The organism is Streptomyces sp. CA-278952 (genome assembly GCF_028747205.1).
Taxonomy (GTDB): Bacteria; Actinomycetota; Actinomycetes; order Streptomycetales; family Streptomycetaceae; genus Streptomyces.
Genome location: NZ_CP112880.1, coordinates 2,018,109 through 2,036,662, shown reverse-complemented (window position 1 = coordinate 2,036,662; position 18,554 = coordinate 2,018,109). Strand labels below are relative to the sequence as shown.

Here is an 18,554-nt window from a genome sequence, read left to right as displayed (position 1 = left end):
GCCGTTCCCGGCGCCTGGCCGCCGTTCCCGGCCGATCGTGCGGCCCCTGGTCAGGCCAGGAAGTCGACCTGCGGGCAGGCGCCCGCTCCGGCGGCGGCCCGGTAGACGGGCCAGGCCAGAGCCAGGTCCTGCCAGGGCAGACCGACGGGGGCGTAGACCGTGATCTGGTCGCTGCTCTCGCGACCGGGCCGCTCACCGTGGAGCACCTGCCCGAGCGAGGCGTGCGCGGCGTCCGCGCCCAGCCCGCTGTTGCCGAGGGCCCCCATGGCGACGGCGAGTTCGAGGTCGTCGACCACGGTGAGGGCGTGTCGCAGTGCGTCGGCGGCGAGTTCGACCTTTCCGGGTTCATCGGCGCCGAGCGTGGTGACGTGCATGCCGGGGCGTAGATCGGAGGCGTCGAGCAGCGGGCTGCGTGACCATGTGGCCAGGACGACGATGTCCCCGCGAGAAGCGGCGCGCCGAGGCTCGGCAGCCGTCTCGACCGGGATACCCAGAAGGCGTTCGTGTTCCGCGGCGAACGCGGCCGCCCGCGCGGGGTCGGTGTCGCACACGGTCAGCCTGGTCAGCTCACGCAGCCGGGCGAGACCCTGCAGCACCATCCGGGCCTGGGCGCCCGCACCGACGACGCTGACCGATCCCGCGTGGCCGGCGGCGAGTGCGTGCGTCGCCAGAGCCGCGGCCAGCCCGGTGCGCCAGGCCGTGACCGTCGCCGAGTCGAGCACGGCCAGCAGCTCTCCGTCCGCCAGGTCGTGCAGACAGACGAGCCCGCGCAGCGCGGGAGTCGCGTCGGGGAACTTCGCGTTGACCTTCACCGTGTAGGCCGGGATGCCGTCGATCACTCCGGGCAGCAACGCTGTCGCCGTGCCCGGCCCGGGAGGAGTCGCCGCGCCCGGCCGGGGAGTCGCTGTGCCCGGCCGGGGAAGATCCGTCCGCACCCGCAACGGCCGAACGTCCGGACCGGCCGCGAGGAAGCCCGCGTGCAGTCCGGCCATCACGGTGTCGGGGTCGAGCAGCTCGGTGATCAGGGAACGAGTCAGTAGCAGGGTCACCCGGCCACCCTCGCTCGTCGGCCGTGGCCAGGGCAACTATGCGGAGCACGGAGTATCTCCATAGCTGCCCAGGCAACGTGCGTGAGCGTCACCAAGGGGTGTGGGTGACAGTCACCAGGGAGATACGTCGCCCCTGCCCCGGTCGGCCGCGGTGGCGCTGTGGACGCAGTCGCGGAGCAGGGCACGGCGCTGTTCATGCACGGCATCGGGTTCTTGGCTGCTGGCCGCATAGACGTTGCTGACCGGTGACCAGGCCATGGACATGGCGATGACCATGGCCATGATGTCGAACGGGTCGCCCGCGCGGACCCGCCCGGCGTCCTGGGCCTCGGCGATGGCCCCGAGCTTGCGGTCGTCGTACTGCTGGTGCCTCTCGACGAGATGCCCGTCAGGGCGGCGCTCCAGTCGCGTCCAGGTCGCCAGCCGGATGAGATCGGGGCGGCGCAGGTATTCGTCGTAGAGACGGACGGCCCAGTCCGCGAGATCGTCGGCGTCGATGGGCACGACGTTGGTGATGCGCTCCAGCGAGCTGAGGAAGATCGCGTCGAAGAGTCGTTCCTTGTCGCCGAAGTAGGCGTAGAGCTGTGCCTTGTTGGTGCGCGCCGCCGTCACGATGCGTTCGATGCGCGCCCCGGCGATGCCGTGCTGGGCGAACTCTTCGGTGGCGGCGTCCAGGATGCGCTGGTAGGTCGCGGCGCCTCGCGAGGTCTGGGGCTGTTCCGGCATGCCCGCACTCTACCAAACAGAACAGTTGGTTTGCCCTGAGGGGAGGTCGCCCCTACGCTGCAACAGACAGAACAGTCTGTTTAAGGAGTCACGTATGCGAACGACCACCGGATGGCGGGCGGCCGGCCCGACGGCGCTGCGGCGCGTGTCCATCGAGCGCCGCGACCTGCGCCCGGACGACATCGCGGTGCGGGTCGACTACTGCGGCGTGTGCCACACCGACCTGCACGCCCTGAACGCCTATGACCAGCACGCGGATGCGCTCCTGGTGCCCGGTCATGAATTCACCGGCGTGGTGGCCGAGATCGGGCGGGAGGTGACCGCCTTCTCGGTCGGCGACCACGTCGCGGTGGGCAACATCGTCGACTCCTGCGGCGTGTGCGCCATGTGTGAGGCCGGACAGGAGAATTTCTGCCACGCCTTCCCGACGCTGACCTACGGCGGCACCGACCGGCAGGACGGATCGGCCACCCTGGGCGGCTACTCCCGCGAGTACGTCGTGCGCGACGCCTTCGCCTACCCGCTCCCCTCCGGCCTCGACCCGGCCGCAGCCGCTCCGCTGATGTGCGCCGGCGTCACTGTCTGGGAACCCCTGCGCTCCCTGGGCGTGGGCCCCGGCAGCCGCGTCGCCGTGGCCGGACTCGGCGGTCTGGGCCACCTCGCGGTCAAGATGGCCGTGGCTCTCGGCGCCACGACGACCGTCATCAGCCGAAGCCGGGACAAGCGCGACGACGCCCGCAAGCTCGGTGCACACGACTTCATCGCCTCCCCGGACCCCCAGCAGATGGCCGCGGCACGCGACACCTTCGACGTCGTCATCGACACCGTCTCCGCCCCTCACGACCTCGCCCCGTACCTGAAGCTGGTGGCGATGGACGGCACCCTGAGCCTCCTCGGGCACCTGGGCCCCGTCACGGTCGAGGCCATGGATCTGCTCATCGGCCGGAAGCGGCTCAGCTCCGCGGGCAGCGGAGGGCGCGGTGCGACAGCCGAGATGCTCCGGTTCTGCGCCGATAACGGCATCGCCGCCGACATCGAGGTCCTCCCGTCGTCACAGGTGGACACGGCGCTCGACCGCCTCCGGCGAAACGACGTCCGCTACCGCTTCGTGCTCGACCTGTCCGACCTGTCCGACCTGTCCGACCCGTCCGACCTGGGCTGAGGAGGCGGCCGGCAGTGCTGGTCCGGGCCTCAGTGGCCGGGTGCGTCGACCCCGTACGACCTGATGAGCCGGGCCAGCTGCCGGCCCGCCGCCAGGAGGGGGTCCTCGCTCCGGTTGACCTGGGCGGTGACCTCGGCGCCCTCCATGGCGCTGACGACGGTGGTCGCCAGCTCGCGGGCGTCCTCCGCCGGGAATCCGCAGCCCAGCAACTTGTCGCGGACGAGCCGCTCCCAGCCGTTCAGCGCGTCGGCGCAGACCTGCTGGAGCTCCGAATCGGTCCCGAGCGTCTCCAGGGCCGCAGCCGTCACCGGGCAACCGTCGATCCAGCCCGACTCCTTGAGCCCGGCGGCCAACTGGCGGGTGGAGGAGAGCACCGCCTCCGCCGGATCGGGCTCGCTGTCCAGAGCTTCCTTCAGGAGTGTTGCGAACTCCTGCGCGCTGTACCGGATCGCGGCGACCGCGACGGCCTCCTTCCCGCCCGGGAAGAAGTGGTAGATCGATCCCAGCGTGGCCTGCGACTCCGTAGCGATCTGCTTAATGCCGGTGCCGACGTAGCCCTGCCGCTGGAGAAGGCGCGCGGTCGCCACGACGATCCGGTCCCGGGTGCTGGTCTGCATGCCGCCACTGTAGCGGGTGCTAAGTAGAGCGTTCGTTCTAGAGCTGTGCTAGCTTTTCGGCATGCTCTGAATAGAGCGATCGTTTTAGTCGGGGGGAGAGGTCTGGCTCTCTGCCCTGACCGACTTGTCGGAGGCAGGCAATGAACAGCGCACAGAACGCGGTCACCGTCATCGGACTGGGCCCCATGGGCCGGGCGATGGCCGCGGCCTTGCTCGACCGCGGATACGCGGTCACCGTCTGGAACCGCACCGCCTCCCGCGCGGACGACCTGGTGGCCCGAGGGGCGACCCTCGCGCAGAGCCCCGCCGACGCCGTCGCGACGAACGAGGCGGTCATCATCAGCCTCACGGATTACGCAGCCGTCAACGCCGTACTGGAGCCCGCGACGCAGGCCCTGAACGGCCGGGTCCTGCTCAACCTCACCTCCGCCACGCCCGAGGAGGCCCGCGCCGGAGCCGACTGGGCGGCCGGGTACGGTGCCGTCCAGCTCACCGGCGGCCTCAACGCGTCGCCCACGGGGATCGGGCAGCCCGAGTCGTACGCCTTCTACAGCGGACCGCGCGAGGCGTTCGACCGGCACCGGCCGGTGCTCGAAGCGCTGACGGGACGGGTCGACCACAAGGGCGAGGATCCGGGGCTCGCCGCGCTCCACTACCAGATCGGCATGGCCGTGTTCTGGACCTCGCTGCTGAGTTTCTGGCAGGCGATCGCCCTCGCCCGCGCGAACGGTCTGACAGCGGCCGACATCCTGCCCAGTACCGCGGAAACGGCGAACTCGCTCTCGGAGACCTTCGCCTTCTACGCCGAGCGCGTCGACGCCGGAGTCCACCTGGGCGACGTCGACCGCCTGGCCATGGGGCTGGCGAGCGCCGAGCACGTCCTGCACACCAACGCCGACGCGGGCGTCGACACGGTCCTCCCGGCCGCCGTCGTCGACCTGTTCCGGCGGGGCGTGGCAGCGGGGTACGGCGCGGACAGCTGTTCGGCCCTGGTGGAGCTGATGGCGAAGCCCGGGAAGTAGCCCTGCGCCGGACCTGGCCGACCCGACCGACCCGACCGACCCGACCGACCCGACCGACGCGGGCACGGACGGTCGGGTCCGGCACCCTGGTTCCTTCCTACGGTGAACGAGCAAGGGAAGGAGTCAGCGGTTGCTGGAACGACTGAACGACGCGATGGAGCACATCGAGGCACACCTCGGTGAGCGCATCGAGGCGGCGGAGCTGGCCCGTATCGCGATGACGTCGGAGTATCACTTCCGCCGGATGTTCTCCGCACTCGCGGGGCTCCCGCTGTCGGAGTACATCCGCCGCCGCCGCATGACGGTCGCGGGAGCCGAGGTGCTCGGCGACCCCGACCGGACGCTGCTGGACGTGGCGGTGCGGTACGGCTACGACACGGGGGAGGGCTTCGCCCGCGCCTTTCGGGCCGTGCACGGCATCGGCCCCGGGGAGGCCCGGCGTGCCGGCGCGGTTCTGCGGTCGCAGCAACGGCTGACCTTCCGACTCGTCGTCGAAGGGAGTACGGCCATGCAGTACAAGCTGGTGGAGAAGGACGCGTTCCGGGTGGTGGGCAGGAAGGCCCGCGTCCCGCTCGTCCACGAGGGGCCGAATCCGGCCATCGCGAAGTTTATCCGGGGGATCGGCCGGGAGGAGCTGGACCGCATCGCGGCCCTCTCGGACCAGGAGCCGGCGGGGATCGTCGGGGTGAGCGACCAGCTCGACCCGAGCCGCGCGGAGGGCACCGAACTCGACTACTACCACGGGGTGGTGCGCGGGGCGGAGCCTCCGGAGGACCTGGACGCCCTGGACGTACCGGCAGGGGCCTGGGCGGTCTTCGAGAGCGAGGGCGAGTTCCCACAGGCCCTCCAGTACCTCTGGCGGGATGTGTTCACCCAGTGGTTCCCGTCGAACCCGTACGCCTCCCGGCCCGGCCCGGAGATCCTGCGGGTGCGGCTGACGGAGGAGGGGAAGCGGGCGGAGGCGGAGCTGTGGATCCCGGTGGAGCGGACCGCCGAGGGCTGAGCGTGCCGCAGGAAATATGCGGCACGGCACAGGTTTACGGCCATGGGGCATATGCGATGCCTTATTGGTCCAGACCTATTGTGCGGGCGCGTCCGGCTCGCTAGCTTTCTCTCGGCGGCGCGCGCTGATCGGTTCGGCTCTGACCATTCACTGATGCACAGTCATGTGCGTTGACTGAAAAGGGAGTTACCGACATGCACAGACGTATCGCCGCTCTCGCGGTGACCGTGGCGACCGCCGGGGCGATGCTGCTCGGCACCGCGTCGACCGCCTCCGCGACAGGTCCCGGCTTCTTCCTCCGCAGCCATCACGGCAGCGTGGCGGAGTGCCAGGCCGTGGGGAACGCCGGCGCTGACAACGCTCTCTGGAGCCGCGTCTTCATCTGCAACCCGTTCGCGGGCAAGCCGGGTGTGTACGAGCTGTGGGTGCGCTACTGATCCCGTCCGCGCGGACGGAAACCGCCCCGCGTCCGGCCGCGTTGGTGGCCGGGGGCGGGGCGGGGTCAGCTGCTCAGCGGGCGGTGCTGCCGCCGCTGCCGTGGACGAAGGCGCTCCAGGCGGCGGGCTCGACGGTGAGGACGGGGCCGTCGGTGACCTTGGAGTCGCGGATGTGGACGGCGGAGGGGTGGGTGGCGACCTCTACGCAGTCTCCGCCCTGGTCGCTGCTGTAGCTGGACTTGCGCCAGTGGTAGGCGACTTCGATGCAAGCGCCCCCGTCGCCGTTGCTGTGGCTGGACTTGAACCAGTGGAGGGCCGTCGGGCCGGGGGCGGGGTGTGCTGCGCGGGACATGTCTCTCCAAGCAGTGCGTCAAGCAGTGCGTCCAGTAGCCGGGTGCTCTCCGCGACGGTGAGCGCCTGGGAACGCAGCATCCCATACCTCTGCATAAGTGCGCTGACGTCGGCGGGCTCGTCGTACAGCTCGCCGCGCAGTTGGCCGTCGACGTAGGCGAGTCCGTCGTGGTCGGGCGTCTCCAGCAGAATGAGCGGCCCCGAGAGCCCGGCGTGCCGAGGGGTGTTCCGGGGCATGATCTGAATGCTGACGAAGGGCAGATCCATGCAGCGCCGCAGGTGAAGAAGCTGCTCCCGCATGACTTCGGGATCGCCCATCTCGGTGTGGAGGATGCTCTCCTCCAGGATGAAGTGGAGGATCGGCCGGGGCTGGCGCTCCAGGATCTTCTGGCGGTCGAGCCGGTCTGCCACCCGCTTCTCGATCTCGTCCTCTTCGAGCGGTGGGTAGTTGCAGCCGAAGACGAAGCGCGCGTACGCCTCGGTCTGGAGCAACCCTGGTACGAGCTGGGACTCGTACCAGAGCAGGCTCGCCGCGTTCTGTTCGTACTGGACGTAGTCCTTGACCAGTGCCTGATAGCGCTCCTTTCGCGGAATCCGCTCCACCGCGACACGTAGCACGCCCTTCGTTTCCAGTAGTTCATCGAGCTGGACGGCCATGTCCAACTGAAGCGCGCGTCGCCCCTGCTCGATCGAGGCGATCGTGTCCTCGCCCACTCCGGCCTGCTCGGCGAGGGCAGCCTGTGTCAGCCCGGCGAGTTTGCGGAAGTGGCGTAGCTGCGCCCCTACCAGCTGCCACGAAGTAACTCGCCTGATGCCGCTCTGCTTTCCCGGTTGCATGACCTAGCTCTCCCCGTTCCGGCTCCGCTGTCAACCCGTCAGAACCCGTACAAAAGCTTTTGTACGTCTCTCCGCTCTGCTGAAGCGTAGTTACAGCGTGTGAGCGTGGAAGCATGAACGAGACAACTCAACTCCCCTACTTCCGCGCCGCCTTCTACTGCCGTGAGCGCAGGTCGATCCCGGTCGTACGCAAGTTCGCCCGTAAGGCGCTGGTCGAGTGGGAGTGCGAGAAGCGCACGGACGATGTACTGCTCTGCGTGACCGAACTCGCGACCAACGCCCTCCGTCACGGCGTCCCGCCGGGGCGTGGCTTCAAGGTCCACATTTACCTGGAGCGGATCGAGAACGCGCTCCGCGTCGAGCTGCATGACAGTGGTGACGGCGAGGTGCGCCCGGCGGACGGGATGCCGGGGGCCGACGACGAGGGTGGGCGCGGGCTGCTGCTGGTCCAGGCGCTGGCGGACAAATGGGGGGTGGGGGAGCGGAACCCCGGCAAGATCGTGTGGTGCGAGTTCGATCTCTCCTGACTTGCCAGTTCGGCAAGGATGTTTGTCGTTTCGGCCTCATGGGCGCACGCTCTTCATCAACAGGAGGTGGTCCGCATGGAGAGCAGGAGTGACGACATGAAGCAGCAGCGGTACGACGTGGTGATCGTGGGCGGCGGTGCGGCCGGCCTGAGCGGGGCGCTGACCCTGGCGCGGGCCCGGCGCTCGGTCCTGGTGATCGATGCGGGCGAGCCCCGTAACGCGCCCGCGTCCCACGTGCACAACTACCTGGGCCGGGAGTCGACCCCGCCCGGCGAACTGCTCGCGATCGGCCGGGGCGAGGCTGCCGGGTACGGGGCGGAGATCGTCGAGGGCCGGGTGGCCTCGGCCGAGCGGCTGCCGGGGGAGCGGGGCTTCCGGGTGGCGACGGAGGACGGCCGGAGCGTCGAGGCGCGCAGGCTGCTGGTGACGACGGGGCTCGTCGACGAGCTGCCGCCCGTGCCCGGCCTGGCGGAGCGCTGGGGGCGCGAGGTGCTGCACTGCCCGTACTGCCACGGGCGCGAGGTGGCGGACCGCCCGATCGGCGTACTAGCCACCGGGGCCCTCGCCGTGCACCAGGCGCTGATGTGGCGGCAGTGGAGCGAGGACGTCACCCTCTTCTGCCACACGGGCCCGGAGCCGACGGACGAGGAGTACGAGGAGCTGGCGGCCCGGGGCGTGGCCGTGGTGGACGGCGAGGTGACGGGCCTGGAGGTCGCGGACGACCGGTTCACCGGCGTACGGCTGGCCGGCGGCCGGGTGATCCCGCGCGAGGCGCTGGTGGTCCAGGCGCGCTTCGTCGCGCGTTCGGCCGTACTGGAATCGCTGGGGCTGGTCCCAGTAGCGCAGGAGATGGGCGGCGAGGTGATCGGCGCGTACGTCCCCACCGACCCGACCGGGGCGACGGAGGCCCCCGGGGTCTGGGCGGCGGGCAATGTCACCCGCCTCACCGAACAGGTCATCGGCGCCGCCGCGGCCGGCCTCATGGCGGCAGCGGCGATCAACGGCGACCTGATCGCCGCGGACACCCGTGACGCGGTGGAGGCGCGACGGCGGGGCTGACCGTCGCGCGTGCGGTCGCCGTTACGGGATCAGGGCCCCGAGGAGGTCGCGCGCCCACCCGAAGAACGTGTGCACCAGCACCGCCGGCAACACCAGAATCCCGAGGATCACGGCGGTGACCCAGGAGCAACTGCCCCCGGGTCCCGTCGAGGGCTCGTCCCGCCCGCCCAGCTCCGCATCGAACAGATCCATGGCTCGTCCCCGCCCCGTCCCGCCCCGCTCCGTCACCGTCACCCGCGACCGGGTGATCGGAGCCCCCCGGCTCCATGGGGTGCAGCCTGGCACGGTTCGGACGGGCCCGCGGAGCCGGTGCCGTACTCAGGGAGGGGAGCGAACGTACTCAGTCGGCTCGGCCTTCCCCGGTGCGGACGCCCGCCCGTGCCGGTCCACGCCCCTGCCCGTCCGGCGTAACGCAGGCAGGTCAATGACGGAGCTTCCGGGGGACGGGCGGGGCCCGGTGGATGTGTGAGTTCCGGTTGAGGGGATACGCGAAGGGTCCGGCACCACGAGGGTGGCCGGGCGTCGGCAACGTAAAGGGAGATTTCCGTGGGCATCATCGCCTGGATCCTCATCGGCCTGTTCGCGGGGCTCATCGCCAAGGCGCTGACGCCCGGCAAGGACCCCGGGGGCTGCCTCGTCACGATCGTCATCGGCATCGTGGGCGGGCTGCTCGGCGGCTGGCTGGGCAAGGTGATCTTCGGCGTCGACTCGATCGACGGATTCTTCAGCCTGTCGACGTGGATCGCCGCCGTCGTCGGCTCGGTGATCGTCCTGCTCGTCTACCGACTGGTCGCGGGACAGCGATCGCGCTGACGCGGCCCGGAGGACCGTCGGAAGCGATTCCTCGACGAGTCAATTCATCCATGTTTGCCTACCTTGGCAGAGGGCCAGCAGGGCAGCCGTAGACAAGAGCTATCGCCGACACGTCTGCGGAAGACGAAGCGGAAGACGAACAAGAGGGAACGACGACATGACCGACACCTCGCGCAAGCCGACCACCTCCGACTCCGGCGCCCCGGTGGAGAGCGACGAGCATTCGCTCACCGTCGGCCCGGGCGGGCCGATCCTGCTCCAGGACTCCTACCTGATCGAGCAGATGGCCCAGTTCAACCGCGAACGCATCCCCGAACGCCAGCCGCACGCCAAGGGAAGCGGCGCCTTCGGCAGGTTCGAGGTGACCGCGGACGTCTCCCGGTACACGAAGGCCGCGCTCTTCCAGCCCGACACCACGACCGACCTGGTCATCAGGTTCTCCACCGTCGCGGGGGAGCGGGGCAGCCCGGACACCTGGCGGGACCCGCGCGGCTTCGCGGTGAAGTTCTACACCAGCGAAGGCAACTACGACATGGTGGGCAACAACACCCCCGTGTTCTTCGTGAAGGACCCGATGAAGTTCCAGCACTTCATCCGGTCGCAGAAGCGCCGCGCCGACAACAACCTCCGCGACCACGACATGCAGTGGGACTTCTGGACCCTGTCGCCCGAGTCGGCCCACCAGGTCACCTGGCTGATGGGGGACCGCGGCATCCCGCGGACCTGGCGCCACATGAACGGCTACACCTCGCACACGTACATGTGGATCAACGCCGAAGGCAAGCGGTTCTGGGTGAAGTACCACTTCAAGACCGACCAGGGCATCGAGACGTTCACGCAGCACGAGGCCGACCAGATGGCCGCCGCGGACACCGACTACCACACGCGTGATCTCTTCGAGCACATCCGCGACGGGGAATTCCCGAGCTGGACGCTGAAGGTCCAGATCATGCCGTACGAGGACGCGAAGGACTACCGGTTCAACCCGTTCGACCTGACCAAGGTGTGGCCGCACGGCGACTACCCGCTGATCGAGGTCGGCCGGATGACGCTGGACCGCAACCCCACGGACAACCACGCCGAGATCGAGCAGGCGGCCTTCCAGCCGAACAACCTCGTCCCCGGCATCGGCCCGAGCCCGGACCGCATGCTGCTGGCCCGGCTGTTCAGTTACGCGGACTCGCACCGCTACCGCATCGGCGGCAACTACCAGCAGCTCCCGGTCAACGCCCCCGTCGTCCCGGTGCACACGTACTCCAAGGACGGGGCGATGGCGTACCGGAAGACCACCGACCCCGTCTACGCCCCGAACTCGAAGGGCGGCCCGGCGGCCGACACGGAGCGCTACGGCACCCCGCCGAGTTGGTACGCCGACGGCGACATCACCCGGGCCGCCTACGTCGACCACGCCGAGGACGACGACTGGGGCCAGGCGGGCACCATGGTCCGCGAGGTCCTGGACGACGCGGCACGGGACCGGCTGGTGGACAACATCGTCGGCCATCTGCTGAACGGCGTGACCGAGCCGGTGCTGAAGCGGGCGTTCCAGTACTGGACGAACGTGGACGCCACCCTCGGCAAGCGCGTCGAACAGGGCGTGCGCGCGAAGGCGGGCGAGAAGGACCCCAAGGCGGCGGAGCAGAGCAACCCCGCACGCTCGTCGATGCAGCGCAAGGCCTGAGGCGGCGGGCCCGGCCGTACGGACAGGCCCTCTCCCCGTCGGTTTGACGGGGAGAGGGCCTGTCCGTTTACTCACCGGACCGTGGGCGGGGCGCTCAAGGCGAAGGTGCGGCGGCCCGCCACCCACCGTGCTCCGGCCCCCTCCACAAGGGATCCGCTCAGTGCTGGATCAGGCCGCCGACCGGGACGGGGGCGACGTGCCCGGAGGGCGGAAGGATCCGCGCCAGGGTGAGCCCGACGTCCACCAGTGACGACCGGCGCAGTCGGGCGACCTCGGGCAGCGGGGTCCACACCGACTCGGCGGTGTCGCCGTTCGGCTCGGGCCTGAGCACGCCTCCGGTGACGCGTACGCGGTAGAAGACGCCGACGTTCTGCAACTCGGGGGCGCCGGGCCGGCGCCGCTCGGCCGCCGGAACCACCCGCGAGTCCACACCGAGCAGACGCTCGACGACGGCCTCCAGACCGGTCTCCTCGGCAACCTCCCGGACCACCGCGTCGTACGGATCCTCCGCGTGCTCGACCCGGCCGCCCGGAAGGGTCCACGTCCTCTCGCCGCCCGGACCCACGGCAAGCGCGAGCAGCACCCGCCCGTCCTCGATGCACACCGCGTACGCCGCCAGTCGTCGATCCATGCGGGGAGGCTAAGCCTGGGCGGGCACGGTCGGCCTTGGCCGGTCCGGCTCCGGGGGCCCGTAGTTCTCGCCACCCCCCTCACGGCTCAAGATCATCGCGGTGCAGAATGACCTGTATGTCGATAAAGAACACGCCTCGGGCGGCCACGCTCGACGATGCCCCGTCGATCAGCCGCATCCTGGCCCGCGCCTTCGCCGACGACCCGATGATGGGGTGGTTCTTCCCCGGCGGGGCCTCGCGCGAGCCCGACCTGGTCCGGTACTTCACCACGATCTTCACCCGGCAGTACGGCCGCCACGGGGTGTGCGAGCGCACCGGGTCGGCGGCCGCGTTCTGGGTGCCACCGGAGGGGCAGGAGAAGGCCGTTCCCGACGCGGAGACCGTCGCGGAGCTGGAGGAGATCCTGGGCGACCGGGCGCCCCTGTTCCGGGAGGCCGTCCAGGCCGCCGCCCAGCAGGGGCCCAAGGAACCGCACTGGTACCTCGCGGTCGTCGGCGCGGACCCGGCCGCCCGGGGCCAGGGGCACGGGGCGGCGCTGCTGCGTTCCGGGCTCGCCCAGGCGGACGCGGCGGGGCTGCCGGTCTACCTGGAGTCCTCCAAGCCGGACAACCTGCCCTTCTACGAGCACTTCGGCTTCACGACGCTGGGCGAGGCGGCACTGCCCGGCGGCGGCCCGACGCTGTGGGTGATGCGGCGGGAGCCGCGCCCGGCCGACGCGTCGTAGCGGGATCTGGGGCCCCGGGCCCGGGACTTGGGGCCCAGGGCCCCCAGGGCCGGCGCCCGATGCGCGCGCGATCGCTGTCTCCGTAAGGTCCGTGGACGAGCAGCCGGTCCAAACGAGGGCCGCGCGCCGAACCGGAAGGAACCCGATGCCTGCGGACGCCACGGCCCATGTGCGCATCGCCCGCCCGTCCCGCGACCTCGAAGCGGCGGAACGCTTCTGGGTCGCGGGGCTCGGTCTCGCTGTCCAGTACCGCCACGGGGCGGACGGCGCCCGCGGCCGTCACTCGCTGCTCATGGTCGGCCGGCCTGACGCCGCCTGGCACCTGGAGCTCGTCCGTGACCCGGCGGCCTCTGTCGAACCCCGCCCGACGCCCGAGGACCTGCTGGTGATCTACCTGGGTGAACCGGTCCCGGACACTCTCGTGGAACGCCTCGAACAACACGGCGGCACAAGGGCGCCCGCGCACAACCCGTACTGGGACACCTGGGGCGTCACGCTCCAGGAGCCGGATGGCTACCTGTTGGTGCTGTCCACCCGCACGTGGTCGTCGTCCGCCGACTGAGGGTGCGGCGTGCCGAGATGGGCCGGGGCCAACCTGTGCCTGAGGGCCGCGGGAATCACCGACCGCTACGGCCCGGCCAAGCTCGACGGCGCTGCCCCGTACTGGACGAGCCGCCGACCACCACGGCACCAGCAGCATCTCCACCGACGCCACCACTCAGGCCGTCACCAGGCAAAAAGGCGAATTCAACAGAGCTCGACTTTGATGACCTCGTAAACTTTCCGTACGACACGAGTGTTCTCCTGCACGATCCTCGTGGCGCGCTTGGGCTTACGTTGGCGAGCTCAGGGGAAGTGGCTCAGCTCGCCGATGTTCCTGAGCCCGCCCACGTCTCGGGCGCCCACACCCCCGACCGCTTCAGCGACGCCGGGCAGTGGCGGAAGATCTCGTCGATCTCGACGACCAGGGCGAGCTTCGGCCGCTGGCCCTGCACCGTCATCGCGTCGAAGAACGGGGCGTCCGTGACGATGTGGGCCCGGCCGTTGACGCGCAGGACGTCCATCGCGCCGGGTATCAGGTAGAGCAGGCCCACGCGCGGGTTGGCCAGGATGTTGTGGAAGCTGTCCGCGCGGCGGTTGCCCGGGCGGTCGGGGAGGGCGATGGTGCCCGGGTCCAGGACGTGGGTGAAGCCGGGGGAGCCGCCGCGCGGGGTGGCGTCGCAGTTGCCGGCCGCGTCCGACGTGGCCATGGTGCACAGCGGCGAGCGGGCCAGCAGCTCCAGGTCGTCCTCGGTGAGCCGGTCGTGGACCTTGTCGATGACGATCGGGTGCGGGGTCCCCAGCAGCTCGCGCAGTTCGTCCGCCGAGCCCAGGGGTACGGCCCCGGCCAGCGGACCGGTGGCGGGGGCGGAGGGGGCGGCGGCGTACGACAAGGAAGTGCTCCGGAGCTCGTGGGGTGCGGCAGCGCGCTGTCGAACAGGCGCTGTTAGGGTGACCTTACTTTGGGCCCCCTGGTGTTCCCCGTCCGGGGTGGACCGGGTGACGGGGGCGGCCCTCGCGCGAAGGCGTACGCGGGCGGGGAGCGTCCCCCGCGCGCCCGCGCCGACGACGCGGCCGACGAGTGAGGGTTGAGGAACGAACAGTGCACCACCGCATTCCGGCCGCCCCGGTGGCCGGGTCGTGAGCGGCCCGGCCCTCCTGGCGAAGGAGAAGCCGTCGGGCGGCGGCAAGGAGGCGCGGCGCAAGCGCAGCCGGCCCGTACTCGCCCTCGGGCTGCTCGCCGCCCTCGCCGTGCTCTTCCTCACCGTCGTCGCCAGCCTCGCCATCGGCTCCGGCGACGTGCCCTTCCGGGACGTCGTCGACGGGGTCCTCGACCCGGACGTCTCGGTCAAGGGCCAGCTCATCGTCCAGGAGGTCCGCATCCCGCGCACCGTCGCCGGGCTGCTCGCGGGTGCCGCGCTCGGCCTCGCGGGCACGGTGATGCAGGGCGTCGCCCGTAACCCCCTCGCCGACCCCCAGCTCCTCGGCATCAACGCGGGCGCGTCCGTGGCCGTGGTGTGCTCGATCACCCTGCTCGGGTTCACGGTCGCCACCCAGTTCATCTGGTTCGGCTTCCTCGGTGCGCTGCTCGCCGCCCTCCTCGTGTACGGGGTCGGCTCGCTCGGACGCGAAGGCGCCACGCCGGTGAAACTGGCGCTCGCCGGGGCCGCGACCAGCGCCGTGCTCACCTCGGTGACCAGCGCGATCCTCCTCCAGGACCGGGGCAGCTACGACCAGTTCCGGTTCTGGCAGCTCGGCGCGCTGACCGCCCGGTCCTCCGAGGTGCTGTGGCAGGTCTCGCCGTTCATCGCGGCCGGCGTCGTCCTCGCGCTGGCCCTCGGGCCGCAGCTCAACGCCCTCTCCCTCGGCGACGACCTGGCCCGCGGCCTCGGCCAGCGGGTCGGGACCATCCGGATGGTGTCCGCCCTCGCCGTGGTGATCCTCTGCGGCGCGGCCACCGTCGTCGCCGGGCCCATCGGCTTCGTCGGGCTCGCCGTGCCGCACGCCGCCCGGCTCATCACCGGCCCCGACTACCGCTGGGTGCTTCCGTACAGCATGGTGCTCGCCCCGGTCATGCTCCTCGTCGCCGACATCGTCGGCCGGGTCATCGCCCGCCCCGGAGAGGTCCAGGTCGGCGTGATCACGGCAGCCATCGGCTGCATCCCGTTCATCTGGCTGGTCCGGCGCAGGAAGCTGGTGGAACTGTGAGCCGGCCGGCCCCTGTCGCCGAGGACGCCGCGCGCGCGGACAAGGAGCGGCTCGCCGACGCCGTACGCCAGGTGTCCGCCGTACGAGGCCGGAGCCTGCGGCGTTCCGTCCTCGTCGGCTTCGCCCTGCTGGCCGCCGTGATCGTCATGTTCGGCGTCTCGCTCAGCTTCGGCGACATGGTGATGCCGATCGGGAAGGTCGTCGCCACCCTGTTCGGCGGCGGTGACGGCGGATCGCAGTTCGTCGTCCTGGAACTGCGGCTGCCCCGCGCCCTCCTCGCGATCCTCGTCGGCGCGGGATTCGGCCTCTCCGGAGCCGTCTTCCAGACCGTCCTGCGCAACCCGCTCGCCAGCCCCGACCTCATCGGCATCAGCGCCGGGGCCAGCGCGGTCGCCGTCACCGCCGCCCTGCTCTTCCAGGTCAGCGGGCTCGCCCTCTCCGCGAGCGCCCTCACCGGTTCGCTGCTCGCCGGGGCGGCCATCTACCTGCTCGCCTGGCGGCAGGGCATCGCCGGCCAACGCCTGGTCCTCGTCGGGATCGGCGTCGGCATGGGCCTTTCCAGCCTCGTCTGGTACGTGATGGCACGCTCCGAGGTCACCGACGCGCAGGAGGCGTTCCGCTGGCTCGCGGGCAGCCTCAACGGCCGTTCCTGGGGCCAGGTGTGGCCGCTGCTCGTCGCCCTCGGCGTCCTCGTCCCGCTCACCGTCCTCGCCGCCCACGCGCTGCGCCCCCTCCAGCTCGGTGACGACGCCGCCGCCGGGCTCGGCGCGAAGGTCGAGGGCGGGCGGCTCGCGCTGCTGGGCTGCGCGACCGCGCTCGCCGGGGTCGCGACCGCCGCCGCCGGACCCGTCGGGTTCGTGGCCTTCGTCGCCGCCCCGATCGCCCGCCGCCTGGTCCCGGGCCGGGGCGCGGCCCTGCCGCAGGCGGCCCTGACCGGGGCGCTGCTGGTCCTGGTCGCCGACTTCGCGGCGCAGCACGCGCTGCCCTCCGTGCAGCTGCCGGTGGGCGTGGTCACGAGCATCATCGGCGCCCCGTATCTGCTCCTGCTCCTGGCGCGCGCCAACCGCGTGGGCGGCGGGGGCTGAGATGGCGACGCAGCAGAAGGACCCGGCGGCGTATCAGCAGGACACATCGACGTATCAGCAGGACACATCGACGTATCAGCGGGACATGGCGGCGAATCAGCAGGACGACGAAAGGCGTGGCCCCCTCGTGGCCGATCACACTCTGGAAGCCCGGGACGTCCGGCTCGGCTACGGCGAACGCGAGATCGTCCCCGGCCTGAGCGTGGCGGTGCCGCCCGGCCGGATCACCGTCATCGTCGGCCCCAACGCCTGTGGGAAGTCGACGCTGTTGCGGGCGATGGCCCGGCTGCTGGCCCCGACCGCCGGGGCGGTGCTCCTGAACGGCCGGTCCATCCAGGAGATGCCGACCAAGGAGGTCGCCGCCGTGCTCGGGATCCTGCCGCAGAGCCCCACCGCCCCGGAGGGCATCACCGTCTCCGACCTGGTCGGACGCGGCCGCTACCCGCACCAGGGCTGGTTCCGCCGCTGGAGCGCCGAGGACGACGAGGCGGTCGCGCGGGCCCTGCTGTCCACGGACGTCCTCGAACTCGCCGACCGCTCCGTGGACGAGCTGTCGGGCGGCCAGCGCCAGCGGGTGTGGATCGCGATGGCGCTGGCCCAGCGCACCGACATCCTGCTGCTCGACGAGCCGACGACCTTCCTCGACGCCAGCCACCAGCTGGACGTCCTGGACCTGCTCACCGACCTCAACCGCGAGCAGGGCGTCACCATGGTGGCCGTGCTGCACGACCTGAACCTGGCCTGCCGGTACGCGGACCACATGATCGCCATGAAGGCGGGGCGGATCGTCGCGGAGGGCCGACCGGTCGACATCGTGACGGAGGAGCTGGTCGGCGAGGTCTTCGGCATGCGCTGCTCGGTGATCGAGGACCCGGCGTCGGCCACCCCGATGGTCGTACCGCTGGGCCGCCACCATGTGAAGGGCCCGGCCGCCTGAGACGGCGTACCCAGGTGGCCGTTCCCGGGAGGACCCAACCGGGAGGACTCAACCGGGAGGACCCACCCGATGGCACCGTTGTCATTAGGTGAGGCTAACCTAAAGGGCATGAACGCTTCCGCTCCACGCGCCCGGCGCCCTCGCCGCACCCCCTTCCTCGCGGCCGGCGCTGTCGCCGCCCTGCTCGTCGGCCTCTCGGCCTGTGGCTCGTCGGACGGTTCCGACAGCTCCTCCTCCTCCGCCTCCGGAGGGGCTCCCGCGGGCGCCTTCCCCGCGAAGGTGGCGACGAAGTTCGGCGAGGTCTCCGTCGACAAGCAGCCCAAGCGCATCGTCGCGCTCGGCTGGGGCGACGCCGAGACCGTGCTCGCGCTCGGCGGCCAGCCGGTCGGGGCCAGCGACTGGCTGCCGTTCGGCGGCGAGGGCGTCGGCCCGTGGGCCAAGGGCATGTACGACAAGAAGCCGGAGCTGATCGGCACGATGGAGCCGGAGTTCGAGAAGATCGCCTCGCTCCAGCCGGACCTGATCCTGGACACCAAGTCCAGCGGCGACCAGACCCGCTACGACACCCTGAAGAAGATCGCCCCGACCGTGGGTGTGCCCAAGGATGGCGACCAGTACAAGATCTCGTGGGAGCAGCAGACCACGATGATCGCCGCCGCGATGGGCGTGCCGGAGAAGGGCGAGAAGCTGATCGCGGAGACCGAGAAGAAGTTCGAGGCCGCCGCGAAGGCCCACCCCGAGTTCAAGGGCAGGACGATCACCCTCGGCTCGCGTACCTCGGAGGGCTTCGGCGTCTACGTCGGCGGCACCGGGCGCGTCGACTTCGTCGAGCGGCTCGGCTTCGAGAACAACCCGGAGGCCGAGGCCAAGGCCGGCGAGGGCTTCTCCGTCCCGGTCTCCAAGGAGAACCTGGACATGCTCGACGCCGACCTCACCGTCATGGCGCCGATCGGCATTCCGGCCACCGACATCAGCGGCGACCCGCTGTACAAGGCGGTCCCGTCGGTCAAGGCGGGCAACGACATCGTCTTCGACGACCAGGACATCTCGCAGGCGTTCGCCACCGACTCGGTCCTGTCCGTCTCGTACGCGCTGGAGAAGGTCGTCCCGCTCTTCGCGGAGAAGGTCGCGAAGAAGTAGCACC

21 protein-coding genes and 1 pseudogene are annotated in these 18,554 nt (G+C 70.9%); 14 read left to right on the top strand and 8 right to left on the bottom strand.

Translation table 11 applies throughout. From position 1 onward, the window contains the following. Positions 1–50: 50 nt before the first annotated feature. Together N7925_RS08820 and N7925_RS08815 are read right to left on the bottom strand one after the other, a co-directional pair. Complete coding sequence (locus N7925_RS08820; protein WP_274343544.1) at positions 51–1,049, bottom strand: ornithine cyclodeaminase family protein; 999 nt, start codon at positions 1,047–1,049, stop codon at positions 51–53. Positions 1,050–1,160: 111 nt separating this feature from the next. Then, complete coding sequence (locus N7925_RS08815) at positions 1,161–1,775, bottom strand: TetR/AcrR family transcriptional regulator (protein ID WP_265599119.1); 615 nt, start codon at positions 1,773–1,775, stop codon at positions 1,161–1,163. A 94-nt stretch (positions 1,776–1,869) separates the two neighbouring features. Between N7925_RS08815 and N7925_RS08810 the strand changes: the two genes are divergently transcribed. Next, complete coding sequence (locus N7925_RS08810; RefSeq protein WP_274343543.1) at positions 1,870–2,937, top strand: NAD(P)-dependent alcohol dehydrogenase; 1,068 nt, start codon at positions 1,870–1,872, stop codon at positions 2,935–2,937. A gap of 29 nt (positions 2,938–2,966) precedes the next feature. Here N7925_RS08810 and N7925_RS08805 read toward each other — a convergent pair whose 3' ends face one another. Further along, the gene (locus N7925_RS08805) at positions 2,967–3,554 is read right to left on the bottom strand and encodes a TetR/AcrR family transcriptional regulator (protein ID WP_265599117.1); all 588 of its coding nucleotides are present in this window, start codon (positions 3,552–3,554) and stop codon (positions 2,967–2,969) included. Between the two features lie 140 nt (positions 3,555–3,694). Between N7925_RS08805 and N7925_RS08800 the strand changes: the two genes are divergently transcribed. The 3 genes from N7925_RS08800 to N7925_RS08790 all read left to right on the top strand — a co-directional run bounded on the left by N7925_RS08800 (position 3,695) and on the right by N7925_RS08790 (position 6,016). After that, complete coding sequence (locus tag N7925_RS08800; protein WP_274343542.1) at positions 3,695–4,576, top strand: NAD(P)-dependent oxidoreductase; 882 nt, start codon at positions 3,695–3,697, stop codon at positions 4,574–4,576. A 130-nt stretch (positions 4,577–4,706) separates the two neighbouring features. Continuing rightward, positions 4,707–5,579, top strand: a complete 873-nt coding sequence (locus N7925_RS08795; protein ID WP_274343541.1) for an AraC family transcriptional regulator — start codon at positions 4,707–4,709, stop codon at positions 5,577–5,579. Between the two features lie 194 nt (positions 5,580–5,773). Continuing rightward, positions 5,774–6,016, top strand: coding sequence for a hypothetical protein (locus tag N7925_RS08790; RefSeq protein WP_274343540.1), 243 nt, complete (start codon positions 5,774–5,776; stop codon positions 6,014–6,016). Positions 6,017–6,089: 73 nt separating this feature from the next. On the opposite strand, the gene N7925_RS08785 is transcribed toward N7925_RS08790, so the two are convergent. Both N7925_RS08785 and N7925_RS08780 read right to left on the bottom strand, forming a co-directional pair. Continuing rightward, positions 6,090–6,368: a DUF397 domain-containing protein gene (locus N7925_RS08785; RefSeq protein ID WP_274343539.1), complete on the bottom strand. Its 279-nt coding sequence runs from the start codon at positions 6,366–6,368 to the stop codon at positions 6,090–6,092. A gap of 89 nt (positions 6,369–6,457) precedes the next feature. Further along, a pseudogene (locus N7925_RS08780) lies at positions 6,458–7,204 on the bottom strand (helix-turn-helix domain-containing protein); the annotation flags it as partial. A gap of 113 nt (positions 7,205–7,317) precedes the next feature. On the opposite strand from N7925_RS08780, the gene N7925_RS08775 reads away from it, so the two are divergent. After that, positions 7,318–7,731: an ATP-binding protein gene (locus tag N7925_RS08775; RefSeq protein ID WP_274343538.1), complete on the top strand. Its 414-nt coding sequence runs from the start codon at positions 7,318–7,320 to the stop codon at positions 7,729–7,731. A gap of 75 nt (positions 7,732–7,806) precedes the next feature. Continuing rightward, positions 7,807–8,790: an NAD(P)/FAD-dependent oxidoreductase gene (locus tag N7925_RS08770; protein ID WP_274343537.1), complete on the top strand. Its 984-nt coding sequence runs from the start codon at positions 7,807–7,809 to the stop codon at positions 8,788–8,790. A gap of 21 nt (positions 8,791–8,811) precedes the next feature. Here the strand turns inward: N7925_RS08770 and N7925_RS08765 are convergent, their stop codons facing one another. After that, the gene (locus N7925_RS08765; RefSeq protein ID WP_265599110.1) at positions 8,812–8,982 is read right to left on the bottom strand and encodes a hypothetical protein; all 171 of its coding nucleotides are present in this window, start codon (positions 8,980–8,982) and stop codon (positions 8,812–8,814) included. Positions 8,983–9,336: 354 nt separating this feature from the next. Between N7925_RS08765 and N7925_RS08760 the strand changes: the two genes are divergently transcribed. Then, a complete protein-coding gene (locus tag N7925_RS08760; RefSeq protein ID WP_018960114.1) occupies positions 9,337–9,603 on the top strand; it encodes a GlsB/YeaQ/YmgE family stress response membrane protein in 267 nt (88 codons plus the stop codon). Between the two features lie 157 nt (positions 9,604–9,760). After that, positions 9,761–11,284: a catalase gene (locus N7925_RS08755; protein ID WP_265599109.1), complete on the top strand. Its 1,524-nt coding sequence runs from the start codon at positions 9,761–9,763 to the stop codon at positions 11,282–11,284. Positions 11,285–11,441: 157 nt separating this feature from the next. On the opposite strand, the gene N7925_RS08750 is transcribed toward N7925_RS08755, so the two are convergent. Next, positions 11,442–11,915 carry an NUDIX hydrolase gene (locus tag N7925_RS08750; protein WP_265599108.1) on the bottom strand — a complete coding sequence of 158 codons (474 nt, stop codon included), beginning with the start codon at positions 11,913–11,915 and terminating at the stop codon, positions 11,442–11,444. 107 nt (positions 11,916–12,022) lie between these two features. Here N7925_RS08750 and N7925_RS08745 point away from each other — a divergent pair, with 107 nt between their 5' ends. Beyond that, positions 12,023–12,640 (top strand): GNAT family N-acetyltransferase, encoded by a 618-nt coding sequence (locus tag N7925_RS08745; RefSeq protein WP_274343536.1) that lies wholly within the window; start codon positions 12,023–12,025, stop codon positions 12,638–12,640. A 145-nt stretch (positions 12,641–12,785) separates the two neighbouring features. Then, positions 12,786–13,202: a VOC family protein gene (locus tag N7925_RS08740; protein WP_274343535.1), complete on the top strand. Its 417-nt coding sequence runs from the start codon at positions 12,786–12,788 to the stop codon at positions 13,200–13,202. A 298-nt stretch (positions 13,203–13,500) separates the two neighbouring features. Here the strand turns inward: N7925_RS08740 and N7925_RS08735 are convergent, their stop codons facing one another. Next, a complete protein-coding gene (locus N7925_RS08735) occupies positions 13,501–14,073 on the bottom strand; it encodes an MSMEG_1061 family FMN-dependent PPOX-type flavoprotein (RefSeq protein ID WP_274343534.1) in 573 nt (190 codons plus the stop codon). Between the two features lie 247 nt (positions 14,074–14,320). On the opposite strand from N7925_RS08735, the gene N7925_RS08730 reads away from it, so the two are divergent. The 4 genes from N7925_RS08730 to N7925_RS08715 all read left to right on the top strand — a co-directional run bounded on the left by N7925_RS08730 (position 14,321) and on the right by N7925_RS08715 (position 18,550). Beyond that, entirely contained in the window at positions 14,321–15,388 is a 1,068-nt protein-coding gene (locus N7925_RS08730; RefSeq protein ID WP_274343533.1) for a FecCD family ABC transporter permease, read from the top strand. After that, positions 15,385–16,473, top strand: a complete 1,089-nt coding sequence (locus tag N7925_RS08725) for a FecCD family ABC transporter permease (RefSeq protein ID WP_274343532.1) — start codon at positions 15,385–15,387, stop codon at positions 16,471–16,473. Before N7925_RS08730 ends, N7925_RS08725 begins: the two co-directional genes overlap by 4 nt. 85 nt (positions 16,474–16,558) lie before the next feature. After that, positions 16,559–17,410, top strand: a complete 852-nt coding sequence (locus N7925_RS08720; protein ID WP_265603806.1) for an ABC transporter ATP-binding protein — start codon at positions 16,559–16,561, stop codon at positions 17,408–17,410. Positions 17,411–17,518: 108 nt separating this feature from the next. Continuing rightward, complete coding sequence (locus tag N7925_RS08715) at positions 17,519–18,550, top strand: iron-siderophore ABC transporter substrate-binding protein (protein ID WP_274343531.1); 1,032 nt, start codon at positions 17,519–17,521, stop codon at positions 18,548–18,550. The last annotated feature ends 4 nt before the right edge of the window (positions 18,551–18,554 follow it).

Excerpts from the sequence above, each read along its gene's own strand:
- N7925_RS08815 (WP_265599119.1), bottom strand. The coding sequence starts at position 1,775 with ATGCCGGAACAGCCCCAGACCTCGCGAGGCGCCGCGACCTACCAGCGC.
- N7925_RS08810 (WP_274343543.1), top strand. The coding sequence starts at position 1,870 with ATGCGAACGACCACCGGATGGCGGGCGGCCGGCCCGACGGCGCTGCGG.
- N7925_RS08805 (WP_265599117.1), bottom strand. The coding sequence starts at position 3,554 with ATGCAGACCAGCACCCGGGACCGGATCGTCGTGGCGACCGCGCGCCTT.
- N7925_RS08800 (WP_274343542.1), top strand. The coding sequence starts at position 3,695 with ATGAACAGCGCACAGAACGCGGTCACCGTCATCGGACTGGGCCCCATG.
- N7925_RS08790 (WP_274343540.1), top strand. The coding sequence starts at position 5,774 with ATGCACAGACGTATCGCCGCTCTCGCGGTGACCGTGGCGACCGCCGGG.
- N7925_RS08785 (WP_274343539.1), bottom strand. The coding sequence starts at position 6,368 with ATGTCCCGCGCAGCACACCCCGCCCCCGGCCCGACGGCCCTCCACTGG.
- N7925_RS08775 (WP_274343538.1), top strand. The coding sequence starts at position 7,318 with ATGAACGAGACAACTCAACTCCCCTACTTCCGCGCCGCCTTCTACTGC.
- N7925_RS08770 (WP_274343537.1), top strand. The coding sequence starts at position 7,807 with ATGGAGAGCAGGAGTGACGACATGAAGCAGCAGCGGTACGACGTGGTG.
- N7925_RS08765 (WP_265599110.1), bottom strand. The coding sequence starts at position 8,982 with ATGGATCTGTTCGATGCGGAGCTGGGCGGGCGGGACGAGCCCTCGACG.
- N7925_RS08755 (WP_265599109.1), top strand. The coding sequence starts at position 9,761 with ATGACCGACACCTCGCGCAAGCCGACCACCTCCGACTCCGGCGCCCCG.
- N7925_RS08750 (WP_265599108.1), bottom strand. The coding sequence starts at position 11,915 with ATGGATCGACGACTGGCGGCGTACGCGGTGTGCATCGAGGACGGGCGG.
- N7925_RS08745 (WP_274343536.1), top strand. The coding sequence starts at position 12,023 with ATGACCTGTATGTCGATAAAGAACACGCCTCGGGCGGCCACGCTCGAC.
- N7925_RS08740 (WP_274343535.1), top strand. The coding sequence starts at position 12,786 with ATGCCTGCGGACGCCACGGCCCATGTGCGCATCGCCCGCCCGTCCCGC.
- N7925_RS08720 (WP_265603806.1), top strand. The coding sequence starts at position 16,559 with ATGGCGGCGAATCAGCAGGACGACGAAAGGCGTGGCCCCCTCGTGGCC.
- N7925_RS08715 (WP_274343531.1), top strand. The coding sequence starts at position 17,519 with ATGAACGCTTCCGCTCCACGCGCCCGGCGCCCTCGCCGCACCCCCTTC.